Origin of the sequence: Vibrio mangrovi, assembly GCF_024346955.1 — a bacterium.
Lineage (GTDB): Bacteria > Pseudomonadota > Gammaproteobacteria > Enterobacterales > Vibrionaceae > Vibrio > Vibrio mangrovi.
The window spans coordinates 2,256,501-2,272,481 of sequence record NZ_AP024883.1 but is presented as its reverse complement, the minus strand read 5'-3'; the positions used below and the strand labels follow the sequence as shown (position 1 = coordinate 2,272,481).

Sequence of the window (15,981 nt, the reverse complement as noted above, 5' to 3'; positions counted from 1 at the left end):
TCGCCCTGGATCACGTTTAATGCTTTATTCGACCTGACAGTTCAGGCAGAACGCATATTGACCTTTTGGATCATTAAACTGGTTGAGTATTTCGGTATCTCCCATAATTTTCCGGGTCGTTGAGCGCAGACTTTCCGGAATGAGTGAGGTGACATCCAGTCCCAGAGATACGCGAGCTTCCGAAAACAGGTCAATCAGTAATTTCTGCATTGTAGAGACCGGTTCTTCCAGCCAGTTAATGTCATATTCATCCAGATCAGCTAATTTTGCTGCCAGATGAACCGCATCATCAAAATCACCGATTTTATCGACCAGACCAAACTTCAACGCGTCCTGACCTGTCCACACATGTCCCTGAGCGATTTTATCTACGTCCGGCAGAGACAGATTTCTGTGCTGTGCAACCAGAGAAATAAACCGTTGATATCCATGTTCTATTGTGAGTTGTAATGCTTGTTTGGTTCCGACAGACAGGCCTGTGGTAACACCTTGTCCGGAGAACGGTGTTGTACCGACACCATCAGTTGAAATTCCTATCCGATCAAGGCTGTGCTCAAAGGTTGTCAGGACACTGAAAATACCAATAGAACCTGTCAGAGTCGTGGGCTGGGCAATAATCTGGTCCGCGCTGGTTGAGAGCCAGTAACCTCCGGATGCTGCGAGGCTGGACATAGATACGACGACAGGTTTACCGGAAGCTTTGAGTGCGTCGATTTCACTGCGGATAATTTCCGATGCTGAGGCACTGCCTCCCGGGCTGTCGACTCGTAATACGACTGCTTTTACATGTGGATCATTGCGGGCTTCTCTCAGCAGTGTACTGATGTTTTCCGAACCTATCGCTTCCCCTCGGGGCTGGTTGCCATCCATAATTGTCCCGGAAGCGACAATAACAGCAACTTCATTGCCTGACGTTCGGTTTGGTACGGACTGTGAGTCGATAGAATCAAGGTAATCATAGTAGCTGATGGACTGATAACTGTCTTCGCCATCGCTGCCAAAAGTTTTAGCCAGTTCAGCACGGATTTGAGGCCGTGATGCCAGCTCATCCACAAGACCAAGGTTCAGAACCAGTTTTGCAATGTCGCCATGAACGCTGTTTAACTGAGCCAGAAACTCATTCATAGAAAAACGGAGTTTGTCCGGACTGATATTTCTGTTTGCAGCGACATCGGTCAGATAAGCATTCCAAAGCTGTTGGAGCCAGCGCTTGTTCGATGTTTTCGCTGCATCTGACATATCATTGCGCATGAATGGTTCAACCGCTGACTTGTAAGTGCCGACCCGGAAAATATGGGTGTTGACATCCAGTTTTTCCAATAGTGTTTTATAGTATAACGCGTAGGCGCTGTAGCCTTTCAGCATCACCAGTCCATCAGGTGCCATGAAAATTTTGTCTGCATAGCTGGCCAAGTAGTACTGACTTTGAGTGTAGATATCACCCACGGCAAACACCGGTTTTCCACTGGCTTTAAATTCATTAATTGCTTTGGCGATATAGCGTAATTTGGTCAGGTTGGTTTCAGACATGTTTCCTAATGAAAGCACCAGACCGGAAATGTGCTCATCTTCTTTGGCATGACGGATGGTATCGACGATGTCAAACAGAACATTCTCTTTTGGAATTGAATCACCGAAGAGTGAACCTGCAATTGAGTCGACGGATTGTGCATAAGTTGACTGTTCACGGATCGGACCGGACAAATTCAGGACCAACGCCGGCGACTGATGAATCTGGAGCTCCGGAACCTCCGGTGTTGATTGGGTATACAACATGTAAATAATTGCCAGAACAAACAGAAATAACAGGTTGGTGATAAGAAGACGGGTCAGGGTGATCGCTTTCCAGATGAACCGAAAGATCATACCGATGGCTTTTAGTATTGTTTTCATAATCGCTTTAACATCGTTGCTGATTAGGCACCATTCGTAAGCAAACGGAAGGTACACTGTGTATGGTTTATCTCCGGTAACCTCAGGATAATTTTCACTGGAATCTCACTGAAACGACATCCAGAGGTCATTTGAGTTTGTATGATCCTACGTGATAACCCCGAAGGGAACAACTATTCTGTCATAACCGTTTTGTTGCAGTAATATACGGGATTGGTGTCAGGAAATTATAAGCTCTGAATGAGCGTTGTTTGCTGTGAGATAAGACACCAGCGAATGGTGACTCGCTGGTGTGTTTCGGGGTGTGATTACAGTAGAACGGTTTTATTTCCGTAGACAAAAACATTGTCATTCAGAACATTCGCCAGCGCTTTACTCAGCACATTTTTTTCGACATCCCGTCCGGCCTGAGCCATATCCTGAGCACTGAAAGTGTGATCGACAGGAATAACGTCCTGCTTGATGATTGGACCTTCATCGAGATCATTGGTCACGAAGTGGGCGGTTGCACCAATGATTTTGACACCACGCTCATAAGCCTGCTGATAGGGCTTTGCACCGATAAATGCTGGCAGGAAACTGTGGTGAATGTTGATGATACGGTGGTGATATTTCTCGACAAATGTTGGCGTCAGAACACGCATATATTTGGCCAGAACGATATAATCCGGCTGGTACTGTTCGACGACTTCGAGAATCTGCTGCTCGTGTTCCTGACGGTTCAGTCCATCATGAGAAACACAGTGATAAGGAATATCAAACCGTTCAGTCAGTATCTGTAACTTATCGTAGTTGCCGATTACTGCAGCAATCTCTACATCCAGGCTCCCGTCATAGCTTTTCATCAGAATGTCACCAAGACAGTGTGCTTCCTTGGTCACCAGAATAACGATTTTCTTGCGTGAAGACCCGATCAGCTTGTATTTCGCTCCCTCTGGCAGAGCCTGATCCAGATCTGCGCTCAGAGTGGTATCGTTAAAATAACCTTCCAGTTCGGTACGCATAAAAAAGTGACCGCTGGTATTGTCGACATACTCATTGTTATGAATGATGTTTAGCTGATGCTTGTAGCAGATATTGGTAATCTTGGCGATTAGACCCGGTTTATCTGTGCAATGTGTGAGGAGGGTTTTCTTTTCCATCAATGATGACTTCCGATGATTTTTTTCGAATTAAAAACTATTTCCGGGGGCTCAAAACGGTGATGAGTTCCACAATACAGCGGCTATAATTAATCTATTCTCAAGAGACTTTCAACAAAATAACAAAAAAAGTAATTCTCCTCGGCTTACAAAGTTGGTCTTCCTTCAATGCAATAGATGTGTGTAATTTTTTCATTTAAGGTGGTTGTTATGGATAAGGAATTGCTGGCCCGTAAATTATATGTTGAGCGTGTCCACGAGTTAATGGGAGATCATGAGATAGATGAAACTGTCCTCAATGTGATGTGGGAAAGTAAAGCTTCTCCTGCTGAGGCTGCCAGAGTGATGCTGGACCAGCCGACCAATGTGCTGGAAGCCGCTTCCTGGTTGCAGCGTTATCTGAACCGGAAATAATCCAATACCCAAGTAACCTCTGAACCCAGAGATTCCTGCTAAGACTGTATCTTGAGGTCATTTGGGTATATCAATCATCTTTTCGCAGCGCGAAGACAGAGAAAGGTTCGCGCTGCCCCGTCAAACCTGACATAATCACGCATTATATTTTTTATCCTCTATACGATGATCGAACAGACTTTTTCAGCTCACGGAGCTCTGGGAAAAGCCATTCCCGGATTTCAGCCACGTCAGGCTCAGCTCGATATGGCCAAAGCCATCGAATCGGCGATCAGTCATCAGGCTCAGCTGGTGGTTGAAGCCGGAACGGGTACAGGTAAAACATTTGCTTATCTGGTGCCTGCTTTGATGAGTGGCAGGAAGGTGGTGATTAGTACGGGGTCGAAGAATCTGCAGGAACAGCTTTTCCATCGTGACCTGCCTTTGATCGTCAAAGCGATTGAATTTTATGGTCAGATTGCACTTCTCAAAGGCCGGGCGAATTACCTGTGTCTGGAGCGCCTGAACCGGCAGATGACTGAGAGCCATGAAAACACAGCAGACTCACAGAATTTCTCACAACTGGTACAGTTACGCCGCTGGGCTTCTGAGACGAAAACCGGGGATCTGGGTGAATGTGATGCTTTGCCGGAAGATAGCCCGATTATCCCGTCAGTGACTTCAACGAATGATAACTGTCTGGGGAAAGAGTGTCCGGACTACCAGGAATGTTTTGTCTCGAAAGCCCGGAAAAGAGCGATGGATGCCGATGTGGTGGTGGTAAACCACCACCTGTTTCTGGCTGATCTGGCGATTAAGGAAACCGGGTTCGGTGAACTGATTCCTGAAGCGGAAGTATTTATCTTTGATGAAGCGCATCAGTTGCCGGATATTGCCAGTCAGTATTTCGGCCAGTCACTGACCAGTCGTCAGATACAGGAACTGGCAAAAGATATTGAGATCGGGTATCGCACCGAAGCCAAAGATATGCGCCAGTTGCAGAAAATCAGTGACAAACTGGGTCAGACAGCTATGGAGTTGCGAATTGCTTTGGGTGAACCCGGTTATCGGGGAAACTGGCGGGAAGCGATTCATCAGTCAAAAATTAGTCAGGCCGTCGAACGCTTGACGGAAAGTCTCGAATTTGCCTTAGAAGTGCTGAAGCTTGCATTGGGACGAAGTCAGTTGCTTGACACGGCATTTGAAAGAACAAGCACGATTCAGGCACGGTTGAAACGTGTCTGTGATGTGTCAATCCCCGGTTATTCCTACTGGTTTGATACGACTCCGCGTCACTTTGGTTTACACATTACTCCTCTTTCGGTCGCTGATAAGTTCCAGGAGCAGCTTAAACTCAAGCCGGGCACATGGATTTTTACGTCTGCAACCTTAGCTGTAAACGATGATTTCAGCCATTTCAGCCATCGTTTGGGACTTACCCCGGAACAGCAGTTTTCTCTTCCCAGTCCTTTTCATTATGAGACGCAGGCACGTCTTTGTGTCCCGAGGTATCTGCCTGAACCAAATTCTTCGGGGATGGCTGAAAAACTGGTGACAATGCTTGCACCCGTGATTCAGCAGAATCAGGGGCGCTGTTTTTTCTTGTGTACATCTCATCAGATGATGCGGGATTTGGGAGAACGATTCCGGCAGTGTCTGGATCTGCCGGTGTTAATGCAGGGGGAAACCAGTAAACAGAAAACACTGTCGGAGTTTATGTCTCTTGGCAATGCGTTACTGGTGGCTACCGGTGCTTTCTGGGAAGGGATTGATGTTAGAGGGGATGCGCTGAGCTGTGTTATTATCGACAAATTACCATTTACCGCACCGGACGACCCATTGCTGAAAGCCAGAATTGAAGACTGTCGTCTGCAAGGGGGAGAACCTTTTCAGCAGGTTCAGCTGCCGGAAGCGGTGATTACCTTAAAACAAGGGGTTGGTCGTCTGATTCGTGATGCCGATGACAAAGGAGTTCTGATCATTTGCGATAATCGGTTGGTGACCCGGGATTATGGCGGCGTGTTTCTTGCAAGCTTACCACCAATCCCGCGAACTCGTGATTTAGAACAGATAAAGGCATTTCTCCGGGATTTATCGGAGTCGCCGCACTCAAATGATGAAGTGAGTACAGAGATTTAAATGAGTACAAGAATTCTTGCAATTGATACATCAACAGAAAACTGTTCTGTTGCTTTGATGGTTGATAACCAGTGTTTTGTCCGGCGTGAAGTCGCGCCACGGGATCATGCAAAGAAAATTCTGCCGATGGTTGATGATGTTCTGAAAGAAGCAAATCTGCAGCTTTCTGACTTAGATGCACTGGCATTTGGCCGTGGTCCGGGAAGCTTTACAGGCGTGCGCATCTGTATTGGTATTGCGCAGGGGCTGGCATTCGGCGCAGAGTTGCCGACAATACCTGTTTCGACGCTGGAAGCAATGGCTCAGGGAAGTTTCCGTTTGTATGGTGACAGCCGGGTTGTCACCGCAATTGATGCCCGGATGAGTGAAGTTTACTGGGGACGTTTTGTTCGCCAGGATGACGGTAGCTGGCTGGCTGTTGATGAAGAATGTGTTATCCCTCCTGAGGTGCTGGCACAACAGATTCAGACAGATACAGCAGTGTGGCGGTGTGCCGGCACCGGGTGGGCTGCTTATGCTGATGAACTGGCTCAGTTGCCGTTATCGGTGCAGGCTGGTGAGGTTCTTTATCCGGATGCTGAAGATATCGTATTTTTAGCGAAAATTGCTTTGGATAAAGGGCTGACTGTTCCGGCGGAAGAAGCAAGCCCGGTTTATTTACGTGATCAGGTTGCCTGGAAGAAAATTCCTGGACGTGCGTAACTGAAGTCCGGACCGGCAGTAATGTGGGTCACGACTGAGATGATATAGGTGAGGAACGTTATGGTTTCTATTCAGGGATTACCGCCTTCGCGGATACCGGGAACCGGTAAATCATCCAAAACCTCGAAAGCGAAGCGACAGAATGCTCAGTCGGAAGCGTCATCCGGCACCTATGAACCGACTCCGGTTGCCAATGCTGTGGCTCATTCGATGCGTTCGGTAAAAGATGCGGAGCGTTTTCAGGAAAACCTCCAATACGATTTGCCTGAAGGTCGGGCCCGTAAAGCACTGGAAGAGTATTTCGGAGTGATGAATCAGGCCCGGCGAGAGGAACTTGCTCAGATGCTGGGTGTCGATATTTATATTTAGGATGAGGTATAGATCAAAGTGACTCGGTATCATTTAGGTGGCTGTATCGGAAAACTGTTGGGAATTGCAGTGTTATGTTTTGGAATCAGTGCATGTTCCTCACTTCCTGCTGAGTTGTCCGTCACTGATGAAAACTCAGTGATCAAAGATTATCAGACCTTTTCAGCCCTGGACGGAGCCAGTGGACAGCATGTCCGGCTGGGTGGTGTGATTGCAACCGTCACAAACCTGTCGGATCGAACCCGGTTGGAAATGGTTAACTTACCGATTGGCTCCGATGGTAAACCGGATATCCGTCAGGAACCGCAAGGGCGTTTTATTGTTTATATTAACGGATTCCTCGATCCGGTGACTTATGCGCAAGGACGTTTAATGACGGTGCTTGGCAGCCCTCTTGCACCTGAAAAAAGTCAGGTGGGAGAATTTAAGGCCGATTTTCCGGCATTGTCAGCATCTGCTTATCATTTATGGCGAGTGACGGAACGTGTTGTCATTCATGAACCGGGTTCATTTCTGCGTGATTGTGATCACTGGCGTTGCCGGGATAGTTTTGGCTCGAAAACGGGTCAGGTAATACCTGAGGTTAAATAATCCGTCATGTTGGAACAACATTGTTACCACGTTTCAGGCCGGGACGTTGCAGTCATTGAAACCGGCAATCGGCGTTCTGCCGCATGCTCGGTCGTTCTTCTGCATGGCTGGCTGGATAATGCCGCCAGTTTTACTTCAGTGATGACTTCGATGGCTCATCAGATATCCCCGAATATTCATTTATGTGCAGTTGACTTGCCGGGTCATGGTTTATCCGGACATAAGAATTCTGACAATTTCTATTCATTTCATGACTATATCGATGATGTTCACCAATTTTTAGTGACCTTGTCAGCGAAAAAAAAGATTTTAGTCGGTCATTCACTTGGTGGATTGATTGCAAGTTGTTATAGTGCCGCCTTTCCTGAATTTGTCGATGGACTCTTTCTGATTGAAAGCATCGGACCGCTGGCTGAATCCGCAGAGAATAGTGTGTTGCGGTTACGCAATGGCGTGAATAGTCGTGTCCGTATCCGACGAAAGCCTCGTCGGGGATATGACAGTTATGACACTGCGCTACAAGTCCGGGCAGTGCATTCGGAGCTTCCGGAAGCACTCGTTGCTCCGATTGTGGAGCGAGGAATCGGGTTGCAGGATGGACAGTGGATGTGGCGGGCGGATCCGAAATTATCATCTCAGTCATTGTACCGGATGTCCGAAGCCCATGCCGAAGCGGTATTGGCAGCGATTCAATGCCCGTTTCAGGTGGTTTTAGGCAGTCATGGCTACTCATCCTTGAAAACATATTCCCGGGCGGTGTTACCGGGGCAGACCGACATTCAGCAAGTGGCTGGCGGGCATCACTGCCACTTGGAGCATCCTGAGCAGGTAGGTGAGCTATTATCACAATTTATAATGAAAATTGATGAAACTACATTTTCTTAAATTAGAGTCTATACTTTAAAAGTTCTAAAAAATTAACAAAGCATTAACATATATAATAAGGCAGGGTCACTGACCTGCCAGCACGAGGAGTATCCCTGTGGAGCATCCATGGCTCGCACGTTATCCAAGTGACGTGCCTGAAACTATTAGTCCTGATGTATATACATCGCTGATCGAAATGTTTGAACAGTCGGTCAGTCGGTATGCCGACCAGCCTGCTTTTGTAAATATGGGCGCCGTAATGACCTTCCGGAAACTGGAAGAACGGAGCCGGGCCTTTGCTGCGTATTTGCAAAACGAGCTACAACTCAAAAAAGGTGATCGGGTTGCCCTGATGATGCCTAATTTACTGCAATATCCGGTTGCGTTGTTCGGAGTTTTACGGGCTGGGCTGATTGCCGTCAATGTAAACCCGCTTTACACGCCCCGGGAGTTGGAACATCAGCTCAATGATGCGGGGGCAACGACAATTGTCATCGTATCGAACTTTGCCGGAACATTGCAGAAAGTCGTTCAGCGGACGCCGGTTAAACACGTTATCCTGACCAGTCTGGGGCAGATGTTGCCTCGGGCCAAAGGGACAGTGGTTGATTTTGTGGTTAAGTATGTGAAAAAGCTGGTACCGCATTATCACCTGCCGGACGCAATTTCAATGCGACAGGCTTTGAAACGTGGTCGTCACATGCAATATGTGAAACCGGCTATCGAAGGGGATGATATTGCTTTTTTACAATATACCGGCGGGACAACCGGTGTGGCTAAAGGTGCAATACTCAGTCACCGGAACATGGTTGCAAATGTGTTACAGGCCAAGGCAGCTTACGGCTCAGTGCTGACGGATGGTCGGGAGCTGGTTGTTACTGCTCTGCCTTTGTATCATGTTTTCGCGCTGAGCGTGAATTGCCTGCTGTTTATTGAAATGGGCGGGCAAAATCTGCTGATTACCAATCCAAGAGATATTCCGGGATTCGTTAAAGAGCTGCAACGTTATCCGGTTACTGCAATTACCGGTGTGAATACGCTGTTCAATGCTTTGGTTCATAATGAATCGTTCCGGCAGATGGATTTTTCCCGTTTACATCTGTCCGTCGGAGGCGGAACCGCCGTACAACGAGCTGTTGCCGATGAGTGGAAAAAAGTTACGGGTTTGCATCTGCTAGAAGGCTATGGTTTGACTGAGTGCTCACCATTGGTTGCGGGAAATCCTTATGATCTTAGTGATTATAGTGGTGCGATCGGTCTGCCGGTTCCCTCAACAGAAGTTCGGATCGTAGATGAAGATGGTCAGGTTCTCCCGTTCGATCAGGTCGGAGAATTACAGGTGCGCGGTCCTCAGGTGATGAAAGGCTACTGGCAGCGCGAGGATGCAACCAGAGAAGTACTCACTGAGGACGGTTGGTTATCCACCGGTGATATTGTTCGGATGGATGAGCAAGGTATGCTATATATTGTAGACCGGAAAAAAGACATGATTCTGGTCTCCGGTTTTAATGTTTATCCGAATGAAATTGAAGATGTAGTCTCCATGCATGATAAAGTTCTGGAGGCGGCAGCAGTGGGTCAGCCGCATGATGTTAGTGGGGAAGTCGTGAAACTGTTCGTGGTCAGAAGAGACATTTCATTGACACAGGAAGAAATCATTTCCCACTGTCGTCAATATCTGACCGGATATAAGATTCCAAAACTGATAGAATTCCGGGAAGAGCTGCCGAAAACCAACGTCGGTAAGATTCTGCGACGTGCACTGAAAGATGAGAGTCAGGCAATGTTGAGTATGGAGCGGGCATAGAATCTCCGCTGTATATCCAAATGCCGGCCATGTGTCGGCATTTTTTATTTGCCTGAACATAAATGATAGAAGTGAGTTATTTTTGAATTATCAAATCATTACCAGCTCAGACGAGCTTGAAGAAGTTTGCTGGAAAGCATTAGAGTGCCCGGTGGTGATGCTGGACACTGAGTTTGTCCGTATCCGGACATTTCACGCCCAATTAGGATTAATTCAGCTGTATGACGGAGAGTCGGTTTCTTTGATTGATCCGATGACGATTAAAGATATGACATCTTTCGTCAATTTGTTGCAAGCTCCTCAGGTATTGAAAGTACTCCATGCCGCCGGAGAAGATCTGGAAGTGTTCCACCATGAGTTTGGTTGTGCGCCGGCACCGTTTGTGGATACTCAAATTCTGGCTGCTTTCATGGGATACGGTTTGTCGACCGGATTTGCGGCTCTGGTGGCCGATTTTATGGATATTGAGCTGGATAAGAGCGAGTCCCGGACCGACTGGACAGCAAGACCACTGAGTCAGAAGCAGCTGGATTATGCTGCGGCAGACGTTTTTTATCTGATGCCGGTTTATCAGCAACTTTGTGAGAAAGCTCAGGAGAAAGACTGGTGGGAAGCGGCACTGGAAGAATCCCGGTTGCAGGTTGAGAAGCGAACCCGGAGCTATCAGCCGGTGGATGCATATCTGGATATCAAAGGTGCATGGCAACTGACTCCCAGACAACTGGCAATACTCAAACCACTGGCAAACTGGCGCTATGAAGAAGCATTGAAGCGCAATCTGGCCCTGAATTTCGTGATTAAAGAACAGGACTTGCTGACGATTGCCCGTTTGGGACTGGTTAATTTTAAACGTATGGAAGCTGAAGGGATTGATCCAAGAGCGGTAAAACGACATGGAGCAAAGATAGGCCAACTGGTGAAGGAAGGTATGGCGGTTGCTGAATCTGATTATCCGCCCCGGATTGTTCCGATCTCTGATTACCCCGGATACAAGCAATTGTTCAAGCAGTTGAAAGGGCAGGTTAATGCTCAGTCTGAGAAACTGAATTTATCTCCGGAGTTTCTGGCTTCCCGCAAACAGTTGAACCAATTAATCAGCTGGGTGTGGAAGTTTCAGTGTGACCCGCAGAATTTACCGGATCTGATGCAGGGATGGCGGAAGGAGATCTTGGGCGACGCTTTATATGAAATGATCCCGGTACTTTAAGCGAATGACAGTCATAAGGCTGGGCTAATATCCCGGCCTTATGACTGAGGAAGTTAAGGCTATTTCTCTTCTTCCGGTAACTTCACATTCAGTTCCAATACTGCCAGATCATCATCTTTATGCTCAAAAGAGAGCTCGACCATGTCCGGGTCAATGGCAACATATTTGGCGATAACCTTCAGAATATCTTCTTTTAATTGTGGCAGATAATCAGGTGACGGATCGCTTTGGCTGCGACGTTCGGCAACGATAATCTGCAGGCGTTCTTTAGCCAGACTGGCGGAGGTTTGTTTCTTGGGGCGGAAAAACTCCAGTAATGACATGAGTGCTTAACCTCCGAATAATCGTTGAAAAATGCCTTTTTTCTGCTCGGTCAGAAAACGGAATTCCAGACTGCTGCCGGTCAGACGTTCCACTGCATCATTGTAGGCTTGTCCGGCATCCGATTGTTCGTCAAAAATAACCGGAACCCCTTTATTGGAGGCATTGAGTACCGCCTGACTTTCAGGAATGACACCCAGCAGTTGAATATGCAGAATCTCTTCGACATCCTGAACACTCAGCATTTCTCCCTGATTCACCCGGGCCGGATTGTAGCGGGTGAGTAACAGATGTTGCTTGATTGGCTCCAGTCCCTGTTCTGCCCGACGCGATTTTGAATCCAGAATACCGAGAATGCGGTCGGAATCCCGGACAGAAGAAACTTCCGGATTGGTGGTAATAATTGCTTCATCGGCAAAATACAGCGCCATCAATGCACCTTGTTCGATACCGGCAGGAGAGTCACAGATAATAAAATCAAAGCCCATTTCATCCAGTTCATCAAGAACACGTTTGACACCATCATGTGTAAGTGCATCTTTGTCTCTGGTTTGAGAAGCTGGCAGGATGAACAGATTCTCGGAGCGTTTATCTTTGATTAATGCCTGATTCAGAGTGGCTTCCCCCTGAATCACATTGACAAAATCGTAGACAACCCGGCGCTCACAACCCATGATTAAATCCAGATTCCGTAGACCAATATCGAAATCGATTACAGCGGTCTTCATACCTTTGAGTGCCAACCCGGAGGCAATTGCTGCACTCGATGTTGTTTTTCCAACACCGCCTTTACCTGATGTAACAACAATAATGCGTGCCATTTGTTTCCCTTAAACTTGACTTATGTTTCCTTTAACTAGGGCGTGTAGACCTTTCGTGGTTGAATTTTGTTCAATCTGAACGAGTATTGATCACGGCGCGGGGTCTGCCGCTTAGTATCCTAAGCAAATAGCCCGCAACAAAGAGCAAGACTCGTTCAGATGAACCCTTTGGGCAGCATTTGTCGCCCATTTATCCGGCGTTAGGTCATAGTTCATGTAGATCGCTACACTTCCCATGACCTGCCTTGGCTAAATGCACGACAAATTGCTGCAAAAAACATCACGAAAGGTCAACACGCCCTGTAATTTAAATAGTAAGCTGCTCAATATGGAGCGTGTCGTCATGATAGCTGAGCATGACTTTTTTCTGCCAATATTCACTCGAAATTTGATCACTGACCCAATAATTACCGGCGATAGAAATCAACTCAGCCTGTAAATCGTGACAGATGATTTTAGCTTCCTGCTGTCCGCTGGCCCCGGCAATCGCTCTGCCGCGTAGGCTGCCGTAGATATGGATTGAACCATCGGCAATCACTTCAGCACCTGCGCTGACATGATTGAGGATGATTAAATCAGAATCTTTGGCGTAAACCTGCTGACCGGAACGAATTGGAGTTCTGACTGTTTTAGTTGGTGTAATTGCAGCAGGTGCCTGATTGGGTGACTTACTGGCTGTCAGTATGGCGAAGCCGGCTTCTGATGCCAGATTCTGTGTACGTTTATCCTTAGCGCCGGTAATTCCGACCGGAACCATCCCGGCTTCATGAATACCATGTTTCAGTTGATGGAAGTCCAGATCACCTTCAACCTGAGCAATATTGAGCACAACGGGGGCAGATGTGAAGAATGCAGGCGCTTGGGCCACTTTTTCTTTCAAAAATTCGACGGACTTTGAAATTTCACTGTCTGCAAGATGTAACACAGAGAGTGTAAAACTACTACCTTTAAGATCAGGTGTGGTTGACATGGGTAAACTTGATCCTCAACTCATAAAACACTTTAGAAAGGGCATTGCCTGAAAGTAGGGCTGTCATGTTATAGTCACAGCTCAAACTCAGCAAGATATCTTACTTTTAATTGACTGTTTTAACCCCAAAATCAGGTTAACTTTATGTATTGAGACCGTAAGTCTTAATAAAATGGTCAAGAAACACACAAAAGGCACTGTAATGCTTTGTTCTATATATAAAAGCGCTAAGAAAGAAGGCGCATATTTATACATTGAGAAAAAAGATGATTTCTCAAAAGTTCCGGAAGCTCTGCTCCAGATGTTCGGGCGACCGGTTCTGGTAATGATAATGAATCTGGAAGGTAAGACACTGGCGAATGTCGATATTGAGAAAGTGAAAACATCCCTCAAAGACGACGGATTTTTCTTACAATTACCTCCACCGCCAGAAAATTTATTAGAAAGCTATAAAGCAAGGAAAGCGGCCTGGCAGGAACAACAGTAGCCTATGCTTTGATCAGGATGAGAGGAGAGAAAATGAAAAAATTATGGTCAGTCGGATTGGGATTCATTTTGAGTTGTCCCCTCTATGCAAACACTGTGAGTTTTGAGCAGTATGTGGATGGGCTTAAACAACAGGCCCGGCAGGAAGGTATTAGTCAGAATACGATCGATGCTGCCTTTGAGCATGTCACATACCGGCCCAGAGCAATTGTGGCAGATAAAAACCAACCGGAAAAGAAACTCACACTGGATGAGTATATTCCGCGAGCTGTTCCGGACTGGAAAGTTGCCAAGGCAAAAAAACTATACCGGGAGCACTATGCCGAACTCTCCCGGATTGGTGCACAGTATGGTGTGCAACCCCGTTACATTGTTGCACTGTGGGGTGTTGAGAGCAATTTTGGTTCACTGACTGGCAGATATAACGTGATCGATGCGCTTGCAACGTTAGCTTTCGATGGACGGCGTGAACGCTTTTTCCGTAACGAGACGATGGCTGCCCTGAAAATTCTCGACCAGCGGCATATCTCACCACAAGCTATGAAAGGCTCATGGGCCGGAGCAATGGGACAATGTCAGTTTATGCCAAGTTCCTTTCTTTCCTTTGCCGCAGACGGTAACGGGGATGGCAGAAAAGATATCTGGGGGACGAACGCGGATGTTTTTGCCTCAACAGCCAATTATCTGAGTCAGTCCGGCTGGAATGAACATATGATCTGGGGCCGTCAGGTTCACCTGCCACGAGGATTCGATATGAATCTGGTCGGGCGGGGTAAAGAGCAGGGGAAAATGTTGCATCAGTGGAGTGAACTGGGTGTGACACGCTATGATCGTAGCCCGCTACCGAAACTAAAGCAGGATATTCAGGCCTGGCTGATCGCTCCGGATGATGAACAGGGCCGGGTGTATCTGGTATATAACAACTATAACGTTTTGATGAAGTGGAACCGTTCGTACTACTTTGCATTAGCGGTCAGTCATCTTGCCGACCGGATTATTATGAATTAGCCGGGTAACATACTGTGATGTAAAAAGGCTCCGTTTACGGAGCCTTTTCAGTATGATTATGATTCGGTGTGGAACTGCTCGCAAGCCAGCATGGTATTTTCAATCAGTGTTGCGACTGTCATTGGGCCAACACCTCCCGGAACCGGCGTGATATGGCTGGCTTTCGCTTTAGCAACATCATATTCGACGTCGCCGACCAGCTTGCCGTTATCCATGCGGTTAATACCGACATCGATCACGACGGCACCTTCTTTGATCCACTCTCCGGGAATGAAATGCGGCTTTCCTACGGCTACGACCAGAATTTCTGCCTGACGGACATATTGTTCTAAATCTTTGGTGAAACGGTGGCATGTCGTTGTCGTACATCCGGCCAGTAACAGTTCCAGTGTCATCGGGCGACCGACGATATTTGACGCACCAACGATGACCGCATGTTTACCACGTGGGTCGATGTTATACCGTTCCAGCAGAGTCATGATGCCTTTAGGTGTGCATGAGCGAAGTGTTGGGATCCGCTGAGCCAGACGCCCGACGTTATAAGGATGGAAACCGTCGACATCCTTATCTGGCAGAATTCGCTCCAGAACCTGAGTTGCATCAAGTCCGGCAGGAAGAGGAAGTTGTACCAGAATACCATCGATTGCCGGGTCAGCATTAAGTTGATCCACCAGCTCAAGCAAGGCCTGTTGTGTTGTGTTGGCAGGCAGGTCGAACGATTTTGAAACAAAGCCGACTTCTTCACAGGCCCGACGTTTGCTCCCGACATACACGTGGGAGGCCGGATCTTCTCCGACGAGAACCACAGCAAGCCCCGGTGCCCGAAGTCCGGCATCTATACGGGCTTTCACCCGTGCAGAGACTTCCGCACGGACGGTTTTAGAAATTAGGGTTCCATCAATATTTTGAGCAGTCATGGCTTACCTTCACACAAAGAGTAGCGAAACAAAAAAAGTAGAAAAATTTTTGCGCGCATTGTCGCAGATATTTAAAAGAACATCTATAAGCAAACGTTTGCCCTGGGTATTTTTTCAGAGGTTTTTCTCAAGCTGGTAATTTTTTAGGCATTTGAATCATCAGATTAGATAAATCCGTTGATTTACTCATGTGAACTCGTATAATTCCACCCCGTAGCGCGCCCTTAGCTCAGTTGGATAGAGCACGTGCCTTCTAAGCATGTGGTCACAGGTTCGAATCCTGTAGGGCGCGCCATTATTCTTTAAGCCCCGGCAAAATGCCGGGGCTTTTTCGTTGGCTGTCAGATA

At 47.2% G+C, this 15,981-nt stretch carries 16 protein-coding genes and 1 tRNA gene; 11 read left to right on the top strand and 6 right to left on the bottom strand.

Going from position 1 to position 15,981, the window contains the following annotated elements:
- Positions 1 to 24: 24 nt before the first annotated feature.
- Together sppA and purU are read right to left on the bottom strand one after the other, a co-directional pair.
- Complete coding sequence (gene sppA / locus OCU74_RS10165; RefSeq protein WP_087479616.1) at positions 25 to 1,893, bottom strand: signal peptide peptidase SppA; 1,869 nt, start codon at positions 1,891 to 1,893, stop codon at positions 25 to 27.
- 308 nt (positions 1,894 to 2,201) lie between these two features.
- Positions 2,202 to 3,035 carry a formyltetrahydrofolate deformylase gene (gene purU / locus OCU74_RS10160; protein WP_087479615.1) on the bottom strand — a complete coding sequence of 278 codons (834 nt, stop codon included), beginning with the start codon at positions 3,033 to 3,035 and terminating at the stop codon, positions 2,202 to 2,204.
- Positions 3,036 to 3,245: 210 nt separating this feature from the next.
- On the opposite strand from purU, the gene OCU74_RS10155 reads away from it, so the two are divergent.
- The 8 genes from OCU74_RS10155 to rnd all read left to right on the top strand — a co-directional run bounded on the left by OCU74_RS10155 (position 3,246) and on the right by rnd (position 11,110).
- Positions 3,246 to 3,449 (top strand): hypothetical protein, encoded by a 204-nt coding sequence (locus OCU74_RS10155; protein WP_087479614.1) that lies wholly within the window; start codon positions 3,246 to 3,248, stop codon positions 3,447 to 3,449.
- Between the two features lie 165 nt (positions 3,450 to 3,614).
- Positions 3,615 to 5,567, top strand: coding sequence for an ATP-dependent DNA helicase (locus tag OCU74_RS10150; protein WP_087479613.1), 1,953 nt, complete (start codon positions 3,615 to 3,617; stop codon positions 5,565 to 5,567).
- Positions 5,568 to 6,269, top strand: coding sequence for a tRNA (adenosine(37)-N6)-threonylcarbamoyltransferase complex dimerization subunit type 1 TsaB (gene tsaB, locus OCU74_RS10145; RefSeq protein ID WP_087479612.1), 702 nt, complete (start codon positions 5,568 to 5,570; stop codon positions 6,267 to 6,269).
- A 60-nt stretch (positions 6,270 to 6,329) separates the two neighbouring features.
- The gene (locus OCU74_RS10140; RefSeq protein ID WP_087479611.1) at positions 6,330 to 6,638 is read left to right on the top strand and encodes a chromosome partitioning protein ParA; all 309 of its coding nucleotides are present in this window, start codon (positions 6,330 to 6,332) and stop codon (positions 6,636 to 6,638) included.
- A gap of 18 nt (positions 6,639 to 6,656) precedes the next feature.
- Positions 6,657 to 7,229, top strand: a complete 573-nt coding sequence (locus OCU74_RS10135; protein WP_234993528.1) for a Slp family lipoprotein — start codon at positions 6,657 to 6,659, stop codon at positions 7,227 to 7,229.
- 9 nt (positions 7,230 to 7,238) lie between these two features.
- Positions 7,239 to 8,114 (top strand): alpha/beta fold hydrolase, encoded by an 876-nt coding sequence (locus OCU74_RS10130; RefSeq protein WP_390623652.1) that lies wholly within the window; start codon positions 7,239 to 7,241, stop codon positions 8,112 to 8,114.
- Positions 8,115 to 8,211: 97 nt separating this feature from the next.
- Complete coding sequence (gene fadD, locus OCU74_RS10125) at positions 8,212 to 9,903, top strand: long-chain-fatty-acid--CoA ligase FadD (protein ID WP_087479609.1); 1,692 nt, start codon at positions 8,212 to 8,214, stop codon at positions 9,901 to 9,903.
- Between the two features lie 82 nt (positions 9,904 to 9,985).
- Positions 9,986 to 11,110 carry a ribonuclease D gene (gene rnd, locus OCU74_RS10120; RefSeq protein WP_200807656.1) on the top strand — a complete coding sequence of 375 codons (1,125 nt, stop codon included), beginning with the start codon at positions 9,986 to 9,988 and terminating at the stop codon, positions 11,108 to 11,110.
- A 59-nt stretch (positions 11,111 to 11,169) separates the two neighbouring features.
- Here the strand turns inward: rnd and minE are convergent, their stop codons facing one another.
- The 3 genes from minE to minC all read right to left on the bottom strand — a co-directional run bounded on the left by minE (position 11,170) and on the right by minC (position 13,222).
- A complete protein-coding gene (minE, locus tag OCU74_RS10115) occupies positions 11,170 to 11,433 on the bottom strand; it encodes a cell division topological specificity factor MinE (RefSeq protein WP_087479608.1) in 264 nt (87 codons plus the stop codon).
- Positions 11,434 to 11,439: 6 nt separating this feature from the next.
- Complete coding sequence (gene minD, locus OCU74_RS10110) at positions 11,440 to 12,252, bottom strand: septum site-determining protein MinD (RefSeq protein WP_087479607.1); 813 nt, start codon at positions 12,250 to 12,252, stop codon at positions 11,440 to 11,442.
- A 307-nt stretch (positions 12,253 to 12,559) separates the two neighbouring features.
- The gene (gene minC, locus OCU74_RS10105; RefSeq protein ID WP_087479606.1) at positions 12,560 to 13,222 is read right to left on the bottom strand and encodes a septum site-determining protein MinC; all 663 of its coding nucleotides are present in this window, start codon (positions 13,220 to 13,222) and stop codon (positions 12,560 to 12,562) included.
- A gap of 202 nt (positions 13,223 to 13,424) precedes the next feature.
- Here minC and OCU74_RS10100 point away from each other — a divergent pair, with 202 nt between their 5' ends.
- Together OCU74_RS10100 and OCU74_RS10095 are read left to right on the top strand one after the other, a co-directional pair.
- Positions 13,425 to 13,709, top strand: a complete 285-nt coding sequence (locus OCU74_RS10100) for a YcgL domain-containing protein (RefSeq protein WP_087480106.1) — start codon at positions 13,425 to 13,427, stop codon at positions 13,707 to 13,709.
- Positions 13,710 to 13,741: 32 nt separating this feature from the next.
- Positions 13,742 to 14,716, top strand: coding sequence for a lytic murein transglycosylase (locus tag OCU74_RS10095; protein WP_087479605.1), 975 nt, complete (start codon positions 13,742 to 13,744; stop codon positions 14,714 to 14,716).
- Positions 14,717 to 14,772: 56 nt separating this feature from the next.
- Here OCU74_RS10095 and folD read toward each other — a convergent pair whose 3' ends face one another.
- Positions 14,773 to 15,633 (bottom strand): bifunctional methylenetetrahydrofolate dehydrogenase/methenyltetrahydrofolate cyclohydrolase FolD, encoded by an 861-nt coding sequence (gene folD / locus OCU74_RS10090; RefSeq protein ID WP_087479604.1) that lies wholly within the window; start codon positions 15,631 to 15,633, stop codon positions 14,773 to 14,775.
- 218 nt (positions 15,634 to 15,851) lie between these two features.
- Here folD and OCU74_RS10085 point away from each other — a divergent pair.
- Positions 15,852 to 15,928 (top strand) — tRNA-Arg (locus OCU74_RS10085).
- The last annotated feature ends 53 nt before the right edge of the window (positions 15,929 to 15,981 follow it).